This window comes from Pseudomonas costantinii (assembly GCF_001870435.1).
GTDB classification, from domain to species: domain Bacteria; phylum Pseudomonadota; class Gammaproteobacteria; order Pseudomonadales; family Pseudomonadaceae; genus Aquipseudomonas; species Aquipseudomonas costantinii.
In genome coordinates this window covers 34,198-49,568 of record NZ_MDDR01000033.1, presented here as the reverse complement: position 1 = coordinate 49,568, position 15,371 = coordinate 34,198, and the positions used below count along the sequence as shown (strand labels likewise).

At 59.7% G+C, this 15,371-nt stretch carries 13 protein-coding genes; 7 read left to right on the top strand and 6 right to left on the bottom strand.

The genetic code is table 11. The annotated features are described in order from the left end of the window. Positions 1-2: 2 nt before the first annotated feature. From BFL40_RS15345 to BFL40_RS15330, 4 genes are all read right to left on the bottom strand, one after another. On the bottom strand, positions 3-1,862 hold the full coding sequence (locus BFL40_RS15345) for a DUF3857 domain-containing transglutaminase family protein (protein WP_071484798.1): 1,860 nt from the start codon (positions 1,860-1,862) through the stop codon (positions 3-5). Between the two features lie 147 nt (positions 1,863-2,009). Beyond that, positions 2,010-3,110, bottom strand: coding sequence for a DNA alkylation repair protein (locus tag BFL40_RS15340; protein ID WP_071484797.1), 1,101 nt, complete (start codon positions 3,108-3,110; stop codon positions 2,010-2,012). A 19-nt stretch (positions 3,111-3,129) separates the two neighbouring features. Continuing rightward, positions 3,130-4,476, bottom strand: coding sequence for a glutamine synthetase family protein (locus BFL40_RS15335; protein ID WP_071484796.1), 1,347 nt, complete (start codon positions 4,474-4,476; stop codon positions 3,130-3,132). 11 nt (positions 4,477-4,487) lie between these two features. Further along, positions 4,488-5,045 carry a helix-turn-helix domain-containing protein gene (locus BFL40_RS15330; RefSeq protein ID WP_071484795.1) on the bottom strand — a complete coding sequence of 186 codons (558 nt, stop codon included), beginning with the start codon at positions 5,043-5,045 and terminating at the stop codon, positions 4,488-4,490. Positions 5,046-5,272: 227 nt separating this feature from the next. Between BFL40_RS15330 and BFL40_RS15325 the strand changes: the two genes are divergently transcribed. Next, a complete protein-coding gene (locus BFL40_RS15325; protein ID WP_071484794.1) occupies positions 5,273-6,466 on the top strand; it encodes an MFS transporter in 1,194 nt (397 codons plus the stop codon). Here the strand turns inward: BFL40_RS15325 and BFL40_RS15320 are convergent. Both BFL40_RS15320 and BFL40_RS15315 read right to left on the bottom strand, forming a co-directional pair. After that, complete coding sequence (locus BFL40_RS15320) at positions 6,429-6,701, bottom strand: DUF1652 domain-containing protein (RefSeq protein WP_071484793.1); 273 nt, start codon at positions 6,699-6,701, stop codon at positions 6,429-6,431. The two genes, BFL40_RS15325 and BFL40_RS15320, sit on opposite strands and share 38 nt — an antisense overlap. A gap of 102 nt (positions 6,702-6,803) precedes the next feature. Continuing rightward, positions 6,804-8,300, bottom strand: a complete 1,497-nt coding sequence (locus BFL40_RS15315; protein WP_071484792.1) for a PAS domain S-box protein — start codon at positions 8,298-8,300, stop codon at positions 6,804-6,806. Positions 8,301-8,474: 174 nt separating this feature from the next. Here BFL40_RS15315 and BFL40_RS15310 point away from each other — a divergent pair, with 174 nt between their 5' ends. The 6 genes from BFL40_RS15310 (at position 8,475) to BFL40_RS15285 (ending at position 15,161) form a co-directional block, all read left to right on the top strand. Next, positions 8,475-9,443, top strand: coding sequence for a hypothetical protein (locus BFL40_RS15310; protein ID WP_071484791.1), 969 nt, complete (start codon positions 8,475-8,477; stop codon positions 9,441-9,443). A 78-nt stretch (positions 9,444-9,521) separates the two neighbouring features. Next, positions 9,522-10,142, top strand: a complete 621-nt coding sequence (locus BFL40_RS15305; protein ID WP_071484790.1) for a transglycosylase SLT domain-containing protein — start codon at positions 9,522-9,524, stop codon at positions 10,140-10,142. Between the two features lie 142 nt (positions 10,143-10,284). Continuing rightward, complete coding sequence (locus BFL40_RS15300; protein ID WP_071484789.1) at positions 10,285-10,629, top strand: FKBP-type peptidyl-prolyl cis-trans isomerase; 345 nt, start codon at positions 10,285-10,287, stop codon at positions 10,627-10,629. A gap of 12 nt (positions 10,630-10,641) precedes the next feature. Next, on the top strand, positions 10,642-11,241 hold the full coding sequence (locus BFL40_RS15295; protein WP_071484788.1) for a GNAT family N-acetyltransferase: 600 nt from the start codon (positions 10,642-10,644) through the stop codon (positions 11,239-11,241). Positions 11,242-11,722: 481 nt separating this feature from the next. After that, a complete protein-coding gene (gene mgtA, locus BFL40_RS15290; protein ID WP_071484787.1) occupies positions 11,723-14,428 on the top strand; it encodes a magnesium-translocating P-type ATPase in 2,706 nt (901 codons plus the stop codon). Positions 14,429-14,444: 16 nt separating this feature from the next. Beyond that, positions 14,445-15,161 carry an MgtC/SapB family protein gene (locus tag BFL40_RS15285; protein WP_071484786.1) on the top strand — a complete coding sequence of 239 codons (717 nt, stop codon included), beginning with the start codon at positions 14,445-14,447 and terminating at the stop codon, positions 15,159-15,161. Positions 15,162-15,371: the final 210 nt, after the last annotated feature.

Below are 15,371 nucleotides of genomic sequence, written 5' to 3'. Positions count from 1 at the left end.
GTTTAGAGCTTCACCACCTGATGCACCTGCTCCGCACATGCCCGTGCGTCGTCAATCATTTTGCCAAATGCCTCACTGGCAATTTCATCATGGGTCAGCCAGCGCTTCTTCTGGCTCAGGCGGTAGTGATATTTCAACTCGCCGTCGCTGCGCTTGCCTTCCAGATCCAGGTCATACCACGGTGAACGCACCTGGCAACCGGGGATCGCTTTCTCCATCTGCCCGCCAGTCAACGTGATGGTGTAGTCGGTGGTCTCGGGATTGCCCAGGTACAGGTCGGCCTGTTGCCCATGGCGGCGGTAGTTGATGAAACCGTCCCATTGCTCCTTCAAGGATGGGTCGGTGTAGACGTAGTCATTCGCCAGTTTTTCCAGGGCGCGTTGGTCGTTCATTTGGGCGGTGACGGTGTAGCCGTCGTGCACGACAAAGGCGGTGGGTTGGCGGGTGATGTGGCAGTCACTGATTTCGTTGCCGAAGTTGGCGCAGATGTTCTGGTCGGTAGCGGTGGTGCCTTGTTGGCGGTCGGCAACGCTCAGACGCATCAGCGGCAGGCGGCTGAAGGTGATGCTGGCCTGGGTGGTGCCGTTGCCCTGTTTGTCGTAGTGCACCTGTTTGTCGAGGCGCAGAGTGGTTTCAGGGCGTTCCAGCGGGATGTGTTCTTCGCGTACTTGACCTTGAGCGTCATTGACCAGCACCCAGCGGTCCTGGATGTCGGGCATAACCTGGCCTGGGGCGAACACCGGGTTGGTCGGGTCGAGCCACCAGACCTGGCCGTTTACTTCGGCACGGACGATGGCATGGTTCGGCGCGTTGGTGCCGGGGATCAGCAGCGATTCGACCACGTCGCCACGGCTTACCCACGCCGTCTCGGCCTTGATGCCACTGGCCTTGAGCATGGCGGTCAGCAGGATCGCCAAGTCTTTGCAGTCGCCATAACCGTGTTGCTCGATTTCCGCGAGATTGAACGGCACGTAGCCACGCTCGCTGGCGCGCCAGTCGCCCAAGTAGCGATAGTGATCGTTGATGTGCTGCATCAGGGCGGCGACTTGTTCAGCCGGCGGCAAGCTGCGCGCGGCGACCACGGCCGCTGCACTTTGTGGCGGCAGGTTGGCCCCAAGGATCTGGTTGTAGCGCTGGGCGAAATCACCGAAATACGCCTGGCGCTCCAGAGCGCTGCCCACTTCAAGACGCGGGATGAGTAGCAGGGCGGCGATGGAGGATTCATTGATGTAATTGACGTAGGTCGGTTTTTTTTGCACCACGTCCAGGGTCTTGCCATTGGCCGATGGGGTCACCTTGAAACCGTCGAACAGTTCGCTGCGCCACTGGATCGGCCGCTCGGCGGTAAAACGCGCCTTGAAGCGGTCGCGGCGGGCAGGGCTGGGGCCGAACGAGAGGGCGTAGTGGAACTGGGTCATCAGCGGCTTGGCGGGGCGACGCTCGCGCACGGTGTAGCGAATCTGTGTGCCGACGCGCAGGTTCGGAAAGGCCAATGAGGTTTGTTTGTTGCGGCTGAAGCCCTGGTCCGGGTTGGGCGCTGTGCGAGTGTCGATTTGCGCTGCACCCAGGGCGACCGGCTTGGCGCCTGGCTGGGTGGATTGCGCGCTGATCACTTCGAAGGTGTCGCCTTCGGAGTAATCGAAGTCGATGCGCGAGAGCATTTCGCGGCCGTTTGGCTTAAGGATCGTGTAGTGGAAGGTGGTGGTGCAGTCGGTGCTGGCGTCGCGGTTGAAGTGGCAGTGCAACTCGGTGTCGCTGGCCAGCGGGGCTTCGGCCATGGGTTGCAACGCTGCAGAAACGGAATGGGTAACAAGCCCCAGACTGATGGCAATCAAAGGGCGGTGAAACGAAAAACGGTACATGGGCGCCTCGGGTGACACATTGAAACAACTACCCGACGGGTAGTGAGAAGGCGACGGATGATAATAGATCGCAACTGAGAAAGCCAGGATTGTTCGACAATCTATTTGTCTGAGAGGCCCGTGCTAGAGCCTTTTCTTTGATTTTTGTCAGGGTTTCAGCAGTTCGAACTCGGCACTGGCGAGCTTCTCACCGTTGATCAGTACATGCACTGCATGCTTGCCGGGGTAGTGCTTGCGCGTGGTCAGTTCGCGAATATGTTGCTCGCGGCGAATGCTGTGATGCTCGCCCACGCCGAGGGTAAATGCCTTGAGCTTGAATACCTTGGCCGCGCTGTGGCCGGCGCTTTTTACGTAGTCGATGGTGTAGTCCACCACCAGCTTTTGCGAGGTGGTGGCGGTGGATTCGAGACTGAACGAAAGGTTGATGCGCTCGCCCAGCGTGATCACCGCCGGAGTGACTTTCAGGTGGTGAATTTTCACCTCGGCTTTGGCGCCTGCGCCCATGATCGTCAGCGCGCGGGTGTTGCCTTGCTTGATCAGGCTGCGCAGGGCGTGGCGGGCAATCCAGGCGGTGTGCGGGTTATCCAGTGACCAGCCTTCGATCAGGCTGAGCACCCAGTCCGGATAATCCTTGGTGATGTCGTTGAGGTGGTTGGCCACCGATTTGCGCACATACAGGCTGCTGTCGGCCTTGAGATTATCCAGGATCGACGCGCACAGCTCGGGGTTGGCTTGCACTTCGGCCAGTCGAAACGACCACGGCAGGCGAGGGCGCGAGCCTTCGCTGGCGAGGCGGCGTACGTGTTCGTTGTCATCCAGCGACCACGCCTGCATCACCGCCAAGGTGCGCTTGAAGTCGTGCAGCAAGAAGTGGCGAATGGCGAATTCGGCGGAGCCAAACGTGGTGAAGTATTTGAGCGCGGCCATGGAGCGCTTGAAATCACCCAGGCCGTAACTCGCGACGTAGTGCGCCAGGAACAGACTGACAAAGGTACTGTTCAGGCGCGGGGCGAGGGCGTAAAGCAGCTTGAGGGTTTGCGGGTAATCCAGCGGAATCACTGCATGCAGGCTTTCACTGACGCGGGCCATGCGCTGCATCACCGACAACTCAGCCAGCCCGGCCTTGGCGTGCTTGAGGAAGCCCTTGGCGTCGAACGCCGGGTACACCGCCGTCATCTCGGTGGCGATATGGTGCAGGCGTTCGACGTTGAAGATTTCCTTGAGCGCCGGGGCGCTTTGCTCGGTCATTGGTGAGTCCATGGATGAGTTAGAGAAACCAGCGGTATTCCCGCGCATGGATCTCTTGCTGGAAGGCCAAGTGATCCTGGCGTTTGTTCTCGCAATACACGTCGACAAATTCGCCGCCCAGCTTATCGCGCAATACCGGCTGATGCTGCATGGCACGTACGGCGTCGAGCATTTCCAGGGGGAAGTCGGTGCCGCTGCTGCGGTCCTCGTTCAATGGCGTGATGGGTTCACGTTTTGCCTCAAGCCCGTGTTCAAGCCCCACCAATATCGCCGCCAGCACCAGGTACGGGTTGGCGTCGGCGCTGGCCAGGCGGTGTTCGATACGCAGGTTACGCGGGTCGGACTCGGGGATGCGCACGCAGGCGTCGCGGTCCTCAAAGCCCCAGCTGGCGCGGGTGGCGGCGTTGACCGTGCCACCCAGGCGGCGGAAGGCGTTGTGGTTGGGCGAGAAGATCGGCATGCAATGTGGCAGCAATTCCAGGCAACCGGCCACGGCATGGCGCAGCGGCTGCTGCTGATGGGCCGCCAGCAAATTATTGCCCGCACCGTCATACAGGCTGACATGCACATGCATGCCGCTGCCGGGAAATTGCAGATAAGGCTTGGCCATGAAACTGGCGCGGTAGCCGTGCTTGAGTGCCACGCCACGGGTGCTGCGGCAAAACAGGGCGGCCCAGTCGGCGGCGCGCAAACCGTCGTCCAAGTGGCCGAAATTGATCTCAAACTGGCCGGGGCCGATCTCGGCGGTGATCACCGTGATATCGATGCCCTGGTCCTTGGCCGTTTGCGCCATATCGTCCAGCACTTCGCTGAAGCGCGACAATCGCTCGATATGCAGGTTGGGCTGGTCATCGGCGTCATCGCTCAGCGGGTCGCGGGCGAATTGCGGAAGGCCGTTTTCGAGCTTTTTGTCGAACAGATAAAACTCCAGCTCAAAGGCTACCACCGGGTGAATACCCTTGTGGTGCAGGCGCTCCAGCACCTTGGCCAGCACTTCGCGGGGTTCGAATTCGATGGGTGCTTCAGTGCCGTCCGAGGTGATCAACATTTGGCCCAATGGCTGCGATTCCCAGCTCACCGGTTTGAGCGTGCCCGGTACCAAGCGGCGGTTGGCATCCGGGTCGCCGTCGTTGAAGCAATAGTCACCAATCTTGAATAGCCCGCCCTGGACCCCCAGCAGTACGGCGTTTTGCGGCAGCTTCAGCGGGCTGCCGTCGGCGACCTTTTCGAGCATCTCCACCGGGTAGCGCTTGCCGTAGAAATGCCCTGGGATATCCAGGGCAATCAGGTCAACGTAACGCACGTCGGGGTGGTTCTGGCGAAAGGTCCGTACTTCGGCCAGCAACGTTGTGGAATGGCTTTTCACGGGTGTTGCTCCTAGTTGTAAACCCACAGCACGCGGGCGGGCAGATCGGTCAGGTTGGCGTAGCGACAATGGGCGAAACTGGCCAGGTGGAAGCTGTCGCCCGGGCCTAGGGTGACCGAACCGGCCTCACCCTCCACCCATAGCGTCAACTCGCCTTCCAGCACAAAACCGGCCTGTTCGGCACGGTCGCTCATGGTTTGTTCACCGCTGTTGGCGCCCGGGGCTAACAGGCTGTCGAGCATCGAGAAGGCGCCGTTCATGCTGGGCGATACCAGGATGTCGGTGATGCCGTTGGCGTAATACACCGTGCGCCGCTCGTTGGGGCGGGTGACCCAGTCCACCGCCTTGGGTTTGGGCAGGCTGTAGAAGTAGGTGGTGGGCACGTCGAGGGCGTGGCTGATGGCGGTCAAATCCGCCACGGTCGGGCGCGACAGGCCGCGTTCGACCTGGGACAGGAAGCCCACCGACCGCTCGATCTTTTGCGCGAGTTGGGCGAGGGTGAGTTTCTTGTGTTTGCGCAGGTCGTGGATCAGGACGGCCAGGGCGTCGAGTTCTTCTTGTTGGTTCATGAAATTTATGTCGAATAATTTCATGAAAAATTACATGATTTATTTCATGTGGGCAATGGAGTTAATGGGCAGGGTATTGATCGTCGGTTGAATAATTACGCGTGCCTCCTCCAGCGGCACCCTTCTACAGATCACTCCCGTCAAGAAATGACCTGCCTTTTTTCATCGCCCTTGCGTTAAGGTAACCGGCCGTAAAGGCCGTGTTACCGTCAGAAAAAGAGAGCAGGATGCTTGCCACAATAAGAAACTACCCCCGCGCCGTTAACCTGTTGCTGTCCGCCACGTTGTTGCTCACGTTGGCCAAGGCGATCACCTTCCCGTACCTCGTTATTTACCTCACCAGCCACTTCGCCCTTGATATCAGCCAGGTCGGTCTGGTCATCGGCAGTTCGTTGATCGTCGGCTCGCTGCTCAGCGTCTATGGCGGTTTTCTGGTCGATCGCATCAACAGTTATCGCCTGCTGCTCGGCCTGAGTGTGGTGTTTGTACTGGGGTTTATCGGCACGGTACTCGCGCAGAATATCTGGGCGTTCTACAGCTGCCTGATCCTGATCAACCTCGCCTACGCGGTCATTGATATCGCGGTGAAGGCCGGGTTTGCCAGTCTGCTGCCGGAAGACGCGCGCAGCGAAGTGTTTTCCATCAAGTACACCCTGACCAATATTGGCTATGCGGTCGGGCCGTTTTTTGGGGCGATGATCGCCAAGCTGGATATCAGCTTGCCGTTTATTCTCTCGGCACTGTTGGGGGTGGGGTTTTTCCTGCTGTACTGGCGCTGGGGTGACCGCACGCTCACCACCGTGGATGCCACGCAAAAACCGGTGTCGTTTATCGCAGTAGGCCGCGTGCTGCTGCGGGACCATCGTCTGGTGTGCTTCACGATTGGCGGCCTGCTGAGTGCCGTCGTGTTCGGCCAGTTCACGGCGTACCTGTCCCAATACCTGGTGACCACCACGACCACCGAATACACCTACACCGTGATCAATGCCGTGCTCACCACCAACGCCGTGCTGGTGATTGCCTTGCAGTACGTGATTGGCCGGCGCATTTCCCACCGATACTTGAGCCAGTGGCTAATCTTCGGCCTGGGCATGTTCATGCTGGGGGTGATCGGTTTTGCCCTGGCGAGCAATGTGTGGTGGTGGATGCTGGCGATGGCGATTTTCACCGTGGGTGAAATCGTAGTGTTCCCAGCCGAGTACATGTTTATCGACCGGATTGCCCCGGACCACCTGCGAGGTATGTATTACGGGGCGCAGAACCTGTCCAACCTGGGCGCTGCCCTGGGGCCGGTGCTGTGTGGGCTTGTGTTGGCCAGCCTGCCGGCGCACTACATGTTCTACATGCTCGGGGCGTTTATTGTGGGCGGCGGGGTGTTCTATTTCATTGGGGCATCGATAAAGGCAAATCATCCAGCGTGAGCTTGCCCACGTTGTTGCTTTGCAGTTCGTAGCGCAGCTCTTCCACCATAGTTGCTACTTCTTGCGGGGTCTGCAGCCGGTTGGTGCTGATCCCGGTGACCACTAGGTCAACCCGACCGGTCTCGGCATCAAACACCTTGAGGGTCAGGGACGCATCCCGGCACAGGGTGAATTCGCAGGTCAGCGGCGACAGGCCTTCTTCGATGCAATTTCGCAGTTGAGAGAGGGTAAACATGCTGGTTCCTTCAGGGCATCAGTTCGATGCCTTGAAGGTTATTGATTGCACCGCTTCGCAATAAGGCGAATTCGCACTATCCGCACTAGTGCATTTGCACTGCTACGGCTTGTTTTTGAGGCGCAGCTCACCGGCAAACAGCCCGCGCTCACGGGCCCAAACGATGGCTGCGCTGCGGCTGTGCACCCCCAACTTGGAGTACACCGTGGCCACATGGTTACGCACGGTGTTGGGCGCCAGTTTCAAGCGCGAGGCGATCTCCTTATCGGCCAGGCCTTCGCAGATCAAACCCAACACATCGCGCTCGCGGGCCGTGAGGTCGGTGAAAGCCACGTTCGGCAGGTTGGGGCTGTTGACGCTTTTGGCGTTGGCCAGTTTCTCGATCAGGGTCTGGCTGAACCAGGACGCGTCCTGCATCACTTCCTCGATGGCCGCCACCAGTTCCAGCTCCGAGCGTTTGCGTTCGGTGATGTTCATCATCACCAGCAGGTAGCAGGGCACGTCCTGGATGATCACGGTGTCGGCGGATACCACGCAGTCGATCACCTCATTGCCTTTCTTGCGCACCTTGAGGTCCTGGCCGTCGAGATTGCCGGTTTTTTCCAGGTTGGCGAACAACTGTGCGCCTGCCTGGCGGCTGTCGATGAAGTCGATGTCTTCGATGGATTTGCCGATCAGTTCTTCGCTGATGTAACCGGTGATGCTCATGAACGCTTCGTTGATATCCACCACCTGCCGGTTGGCGGCGCTGCACACCAGGGTCGGCACCGGCGTCAGGCGGAAGGATTTGACGAAGCGCTCTTCACTCTGGCGCAGGGCAATTTCCGCCTTGCGCCGAGGTTCCAGGTCCATGAACGAAAACAACATGCAGTCTTCCTCGTTCATGTCCAACGGCTGGCCAGCGACGATCACCAGTTTGCTGCCGCCTTCGGGCAGTTTCAGTTCGGCCTGCATCTGCGGGATGGTTGCGCCTTCGCCCAGACGCTGGATGGCCAGGTCTTTGCGCTCGGCCTGTTCCAGCACGTCTAATTCATACACCGAACGGCCGATGACCTGGTCGCGGTTGTAGCCGGTCATCTCCAGAAAGCCCTGGTTGACCTTGATGTAACGCAGGTCACTGAGACGGCAGATCACCGCGGGCGCCGGATTGGCATTGAAGGTTTTTTCGAAGCGCTGCTCGGCGCTGGCCCATTCGGTGGCATCGCTGAGGATCAGCACCAGTAACTCAGGCTCGCCACGGGCGTCGGTGATCACCAGGCTGCGCAAACGGTGGACCCAGGTCTGGGCCTCGTCGGTCGTCGGGGTGACTTCCACCACCACATCGCTGAACTCTTCGCCCGCCGCGATGCGGGCGAGGGGGTAGTTCTCGAGCAACACAGGATGGTTATTGCGATAGCGCAGGGCGAAACGGTCGGCGTATTCCCGGGTATTGGCCCCCAGCGCCTTGACCGTCTCCACGCCATGCATGGTCAGCGCGGCTTCGTTGGCCCAGAGGATGGTTTGGTCGACCTCGGACAAGATCACTCCGTCGGACAGCCCGGAGATGATCTGTTGCAGTTGGCGGCGGGTAGTTTCTTTGGCGAGGACGTCCTGGCTCATGGTTTCTCCGGGGTTTGGGCGCATGGGAGTTACGACACCCGGGCTTCAGGATAGTGCAGAGCCATTCCTCGGCGCGGGGTGCGAATGCACCAGATCAACTGGTGCATTTGAGCGGGGACGGCCTGCGAGTGGCTCGCCAGACTGACACGGTCAAATACTCTCAAAGGATCGATCATGACCACTGTCTATGAAACCCACCGTTCGCTGTTTCGCGTGTCCTGGAGTTCTGTCCTGGCCGGTAGTGCAATTGCCCTGGTGACTTACCTGGTGCTCAGCGTGCTGGGTACTGCCATCGGTGCCAGCGCCGTTGACCCGATGAAAGCGGGTAACCCGCTCAGCGGTTTCGGCACAGGCGCGGGGATCTGGTTGTTTGTCTCAACCCTGGTGGCGATCGGCGTCGGTGCTTTTGTCGCCGGGCGTACCGCGCCGGATCGCGGCGGCTTGCACGGCGTGCTGACCTGGACCCTCACCACCTTGCTCACCACTTGGTTGCTGGCGGGGCTGGCTGCCAGTGTGGTGGGCACGGCGGGCAACGTTGTCGGCAAAGGACTGTCTGCCGCCGGTAGCGGCATTGCCGCCGCAGCGCCGGGTATCAGCGACAGCGTCAAGCAGCAGTTGAACGAGCAGGGCATCCAGTTGGATTGGAACAGCCTGCAAGGCCAGCTCGACACGTTGCTCAAGCAGAGCGGCAAGCCTGAACTGGACCCGACCAGCGTCGAGCAAAAGGCTGACCAGGCTGCCGTCGATGGCAAACAATCGGCCACGGATGCAGCGACCAACCCGGCTCAGGCTGGCGATCAGTTGAAGCAGTGGTTTGAGCGGGTAAAAGCCTCCGGCGAACCGGCATTGAACGCGGCGGACAAAGACGCGCTGGTTAACATCGTTGCGGCTCGTACCGGCAAGAGCAAGGCTGAGGCCACGCAAATCGTCGACAACTACGCCCAGGCTTATCAGCAAGCCATGCAAAAAGTCGATGAGCTGAAACAGCAGGCTGAACAAAAGGCCCGTGAAGCCGGTGAAGTTGCGGCCAAGCAACTGTCTCGCGCGGCGTGGGGCACCCTGGCGATGTTGCTGTTGGGCGCGGCCTTGAGCTTCTTCGTCGGTCGCATGGCGTTGACGACGCGTCGTGTGCCGTTGGCTTAATCGCACTTGCGGCAAGGACGCCGCCGTGATGAACGCGTAAAATGCCGGCTTTTTACGCGTATCACACAAAGGTGCACTTTGAGCGCAGGCAAAGCCGTCGGACTGTTATTACTCACCTCTATGCTGGCGGCGTGCGGCACCTCGCCGCCACGCACGCCCAATGATATTTGCGGCATCTTTCGCGAAAAGGATGACTGGTACGACGCCGCCAAAGTCACGCAAAAGCGTTGGGGCGTGCCGATCCAAGTGCCGTTCGCCATCATGTACCAGGAGTCCGGTTTTCGTCAGGACGCCAAGACCCCGCGTAAATACCTGTTATGGATCATCCCCTGGGGCCGCGTCTCCACCGCATCCGGCTACGCCCAGGCCAAGGATGAAGTGTGGAACGACTACCGCAAAAGCACCGGCCGCAGCGGCGCCAGCCGCCAGGACTTCGACGACGCCATCGACTTTGTCGGCTGGTACATGGACAAGACCTACACCATCAACGGCGTGTACAAATACGACGCCTACGGCCAATACCTGAACTACCACGAAGGTTGGGGCGGCTACCGCCAGCGCACCTACGCCAGCAAAGCCTGGCTGCCGCCGGTGGCCAGCAAAGTGCAGGCGCGCTCGCAGATGTATGCGGCGCAATATGCCGGGTGTAAGAATGATTTGGGGCGGGGGTTCTGGAGTCGGTTTTGGCATTGGTTGTGACTGTGCGGCAAGCAGCCAAGTCCCCTGCTGCGATGTGCTTGGCGCGGCTGCCTGCCCTCCAACGACCGGTCGACCATCACACTTGCCAAACCCACCCAATTCTGGGAAAACCCCAGCCTTTGCGCCTACAACGAGAACACCCATGAGCAGCGACGAACTCCAGGTCACCGACATCCGCCCCGGCACCGGCAAAGCCGTGGTCAAAGGCGCGCTGATCACCACCCAATACACCGGCACTTTGGAAGACGGCACGGTGTTCGATTCGTCCTGGGAGCGGGGCAAGCCGTTCCAGTGTGTGATCGGCACCGGGCGGGTGATCAAGGGGTGGGACCAGGGTTTGATGGGTATGCAAGTAGGCGGCGTGCGCACGCTGTTTGTGCCGGCGCACCTGGCGTATGGCGAGCGTTCGATGGGCGCGCATATCAAGCCCAACAGCAATTTGCGCTTTGAGATTGAGTTGTTGGAAGTGCTGACACGGGACGATTGAGGGCAGGTGAACATGGACGTTGAATGGCAGGGGTTACCTGGCTGCTCGATTGAGGGCATTCAGGTGGGCGAACTGCACGTTGGCGATGAAGCCGAATTGCAGCGGTTTTTCGAACAGGCGCCGGATTATTTCATTGCGGTCAACGGCGAGCCCGCTACGTCGAGCGAAGCGCGGGAAGAGTTGCAGGGCTATTTGCCCGAAGGTTGGAGCTGCAGCCGCATGTACTGGCTGGGCTATCGCGATGCCGAGGGGCAACTGGTTGCAGTGGTCAATATCGCAGCTGACTTGTTGGCAGCCGGGATTTGGCATATCGGGCTGTTGCTGGTGCATACACGCTTGCATGGCACCGGGCTTGCGCAGCGATTGCATGTGGACCTAGAGGCATGGGCGGCTGAGAAAGGCGCCCAATGGCTACGGCTGACGGTGGTCGTGGGTAACACCAAGGCCGAGCGCTTCTGGCCCAAGCTTGGGTATGTGCAAGTGCGTACGCGGGAGGGGATCACGATGGGACGCCAGGTGAACACGGTGTCGATTCAGGTCAAGGCGCTGGCGGGTGGGCAGGTTGATGAGTACCTGGCACTGGTGGAGAGAGATCGGCCAGGCGCGCGCTAGCCGCGAATGTACGCTGCCGCCTCACTGTGGGAACTGCGGTGATTTCAAGAAATTGCTTCCTGAACTTACCCTGAAGAATCTTCCTAATCCATGCGGGTAAATTTTCTTACGGTTTACTCGCACATCATCGGAGCGTAAGCTTCGCGCGTTTTCATCAATAGCGGAGACCCTCAGTGGGTACTTGTTCGAGTGACAGTAGTCGGCCGGTTTCGGTAACCGGCACATACTTGGCAAGGTAACGCGCATTCTTCCGATGCCGTTGTCTCGCCTCAAAAAGCGAGAAGCGGCATCCCGGCAGCGGCCAGTCCTGGCACCTGCCCGAATCCCTCTCATCGACGCTGACCAGCACCTGACTTACTTCAGGATGCTACGGACGCGCCTGCCTTTTACGGTGGGCGGGCCAAGCTGACTGTGCCTTTTAAACCGGCGCGGTGCAGACGGTCGTACCTGCACGAAGGTTTCCTCGCGCAGGAGTTACATCATGAAACTCACTCTGTTGAAAGAGTTCTTCGCCGGCTTCCTGCGGACCCGGCATATCGCTCGGCACTTCCGCCGCCTGGCGATGCTCGAGACCGTGACCGACGCCAGCGTCAGCCGCGAAGTTCCGCCGACCCTGGCGCAAACCCTGGTGGTCGCAGCCAACAGCAGTGCAGTGCAATTGTTGGGCAAGTTGGGCAGTCATTCCGAAGGGTTGAGCACTCAGGACTCCGACGCCTTACGCGTGCAGTTCGGCCTCAACGAAGTCGAACACGAGCAGCCGCTGCGGTGGTGGGTACATCTGTGGCACTGCTACAAAAATCCGTTCAACTTGCTGTTGACCTTGCTCGCGTTGATCTCCTTGTTGACCGACGACATGAAGGCCGCCACGGTGATTTTTTCCATGGTGGTGCTGTCGACGCTGCTGCGCTTTTGGCAGGAAGCCAAGTCGAACAAGGCGGCGGACGCCTTGAAAGCTATGGTCAGCAACACCGCGACGGTGCTGCGTCGGGATCAGGCCAAGCGTCTTGAACTGCCGATCAAGCAACTGGTGCCGGGCGACCTGATCGTACTGTCGGCGGGTGACATGATTCCCGCAGACTGTCGTGTGCTCAGTGCCAAGGACTTGTTCGTCAGCCAGGCGGCGATGACCGGTGAGTCGATGCCGGTGGAGAAGTTCGCCCAGCAGCAGGACAGCCATACCCGCAACCCACTGGATCTGGAAAATATCCTGTTCATGGGCACTAACGTGGTGTCCGGTGCGGCGACGGCGATAATCCTGGCCACCGGCAACAGCACCTATTTCGGCGCGCTGGCGCAACGCGTGACTGCCACCGACCGTGCGACCACTTCGTTCCAGCATGGCGTCAACAAAGTCAGCTGGCTGCTGATCCGTTTTATGTTTGTGATGGCGCCGTTGGTGCTGTTCATCAATGGTTTCACCAAGGGCGACTGGACCGAAGCGCTGCTGTTCGCGCTGTCGATTGCGGTGGGCCTGACCCCGGAAATGCTGCCGATGATTGTCACCTCGACCCTGGCCAAGGGCGCGGTGTTCCTGTCGCGCAAGAAGGTCATCGTCAAGCGTCTGGACGCGATCCAGAACTTCGGCGCCATGGACGTGCTGTGCACCGACAAGACCGGCACCCTGACCCAGGACAAGATTTTCCTGGCACGACATGTGGACGTGTGGGGCGCAGAGTCTGATGACGTGCTGGAAATGGCCTACCTCAACAGCTACTACCAGACCGGCCTGAAAAACCTGCTGGATGTGGCGGTGCTTGAGCACGTGGAAATCTATCGCGAGCTGAAGGTCGGCACTGCGTTCCAGAAGGTCGACGAGATTCCGTTCGACTTCAACCGCCGTCGCATGTCGGTGGTGGTGGCCGAGCAGGACCAGCCGCACCTGTTGATCTGCAAAGGCGCGGTGGAAGAGATTTTGTCGGTGTGCAATACCGTGCGCCATGGTGAGGTCAACGAAGCGCTGACCGATGATCTGCTGGCGCGTATCCGCCAGGTCACTGCGGCGTTCAACGAAGAAGGCCTGCGGGTGGTGGCGGTGGCGGCCCAACCCATGCCGGCCGGCCGTGACACTTACAGCCTGGCGGACGAAAAAAACCTCACGCTGATCGGCTACGTCGCGTTCCTCGACCCGCCCAAGGAAAGCACCGCCCCTGCACTCAAGGCCCTGAAAGCCCACGGCGTGGCGGTAAAGGTACTGACCGGCGACAACGAACGGGTGACCGCCAAGATCTGCCGCGAAGTGGGCCTGGAGCAACAGGGCTTGCTGATGGGCAACGATATTGAAGACATGACTGACGCCGAGCTGGCAGAGGCAGTGGAAACCACCAATGTGTTCGCCAAGCTGACGCCATCGCACAAGGAGCGCATCGTGCGCCTGCTCAAGGCTAACGGGCATGTGGTGGGCTTTATGGGCGATGGCATTAATGACGCGCCGGCGCTGCGCACGGCGGATATCGGTATTTCGGTGGACAGTGCGGTGGACATCGCCAAGGAAGCGGCCGACATCATTCTGCTGGAAAAGAGCCTGATGATTCTGGAGGAGGGCGTGCTGGAAGGCCGACGCACCTTCGCCAATATGCTCAAGTACATCAAGATGACCGCCAGCTCCAATTTCGGCAACGTGTTCTCGGTGCTGGTGGCGAGTGCGTTTATCCCGTTCCTGCCGATGCTGCCGATGCACCTGCTGGTGCAAAACCTGCTGTATGACATTTCGCAGATCGCGATTCCGTTCGATAACGTCGACGATGAAATGCTCGCCAAGCCGCAACGCTGGCAGCCGGGTGATGTGGGGCGGTTCATGCTGTTTTTCGGGCCGATCAGCTCGATCTTTGACATCACCACGTTCGCACTCATGTGGTATGTGTTTGATGCCAATACGCCTGACCACCAGACCCTGTTTCAGTCGGGCTGGTTCGTGGTGGGGCTGCTGACCCAGACGCTGATCGTACACATGATCCGCACCCCGAAAGTCCCATTCCTGCAAAGCCGCGCGGCGATGCCGTTGATGGTGATGACGGGCGTGATCATGGCCGTGGGGATTTTCCTGCCGATGGGGCCGCTGGCGCACTACTTCAAATTGCAGGCGCTGCCGTCGCTGTACTTTGTATTTTTGCCGGTGATTCTGCTGGCGTACATGGCGCTTACCCAAGCGGTGAAGGGCTTCTATATCCGTAAGTTTGGCTGGCAATGAACAGGGAAGACTCCTTATGCAAGCAATCAACAACATCAACCTCACCACCCTGGTCGATACCTTGGTCAGCCTCACCGCGGCGTTTATCCTCGGTGGTTTGATCGGCTTCGAACGTCAATACCGTCAACGCACGGCGGGCTTGCGCACCAACGTGCTGGTGGCCGTGGGCGCGGCGATTTTTGTCGACATGGCCAACCGCCTGGGCGGCGCGGAAGGCGCGGTACGGGTGGTCGCGTACGTGGTCTCGGGCATCGGCTTTTTGGGGGCCGGTGTGATCATGCGTGAAGAAGGCAACGTGCGCGGGCTTAACACTGCCGCCACCCTCTGGGCTTCGGCGGCGGTGGGAGCCTGTGCCGGCGCCGACCTGATCCTCGAAGCGCTATTGGGCACCCTGTTTGTGCTGGCGGCCAACACCTTGCTGCGGCCGATCGTCAATAACATCAACCGTCAGCCGTTGGATGTGGTGTCGGCAGAGGTCACCAACATTCTCTATGTCATCGCGCGGCGTAGTCAGCAACAGGCGGTGATGGTGTTGCTGGAAGCCGAGCTGGCGCGCTGTAACTACCCGGCCAGTGACGTCGACGTGCGGCCGTTCGGCAGCGAAGAAGTGGAAATCGAGGCTACCCTGGCTGCGACTTCCGTAGACGGCGATGAGCTGGATGCGCTGGTGACACGTATTTCCACCTCGACCCTGGTGGTGCAGGCTTTCTGGAGCCCGAGTACCACTGACTAGCCTGCTCACGCAAAGCGTGGTCAAGCGCCCGATTGACTACGTTTTGCTAGGATAAGTCCTACACAATATCGGGATTATCCCTTCGGTTGAAACGTCATTTCGTTGCTAAGGTTGCGCGCTTCCAGCTAGCCGGCGGCAAAGGTTTGGCTGTACGTGTTTGACATGTTTTTCAATCGAAGGGACCAGGCACAGCCTGACTATAGTCCTGAG

Bases quoted from the DNA above. Each gene is read 5' to 3' on its own strand.
- BFL40_RS15315 (WP_071484792.1), bottom strand. From the start codon at position 8,300: ATGAGCCAGGACGTCCTCGCCAAAGAAACTACCCGCCGCCAACTGCAA.
- BFL40_RS15325 (WP_071484794.1), top strand. From the start codon at position 5,273: ATGCTTGCCACAATAAGAAACTACCCCCGCGCCGTTAACCTGTTGCTG.
- BFL40_RS15340 (WP_071484797.1), bottom strand. From the start codon at position 3,110: ATGACCGAGCAAAGCGCCCCGGCGCTCAAGGAAATCTTCAACGTCGAA.
- BFL40_RS15320 (WP_071484793.1), bottom strand. From the start codon at position 6,701: ATGTTTACCCTCTCTCAACTGCGAAATTGCATCGAAGAAGGCCTGTCG.
- mgtA (WP_071484787.1), top strand. From the start codon at position 11,723: ATGAAACTCACTCTGTTGAAAGAGTTCTTCGCCGGCTTCCTGCGGACC.
- BFL40_RS15345 (WP_071484798.1), bottom strand. From the start codon at position 1,862: ATGTACCGTTTTTCGTTTCACCGCCCTTTGATTGCCATCAGTCTGGGG.
- BFL40_RS15285 (WP_071484786.1), top strand. From the start codon at position 14,445: ATGCAAGCAATCAACAACATCAACCTCACCACCCTGGTCGATACCTTG.
- BFL40_RS15310 (WP_071484791.1), top strand. From the start codon at position 8,475: ATGACCACTGTCTATGAAACCCACCGTTCGCTGTTTCGCGTGTCCTGG.
- BFL40_RS15295 (WP_071484788.1), top strand. From the start codon at position 10,642: ATGGACGTTGAATGGCAGGGGTTACCTGGCTGCTCGATTGAGGGCATT.
- BFL40_RS15330 (WP_071484795.1), bottom strand. From the start codon at position 5,045: ATGAACCAACAAGAAGAACTCGACGCCCTGGCCGTCCTGATCCACGAC.
- BFL40_RS15300 (WP_071484789.1), top strand. From the start codon at position 10,285: ATGAGCAGCGACGAACTCCAGGTCACCGACATCCGCCCCGGCACCGGC.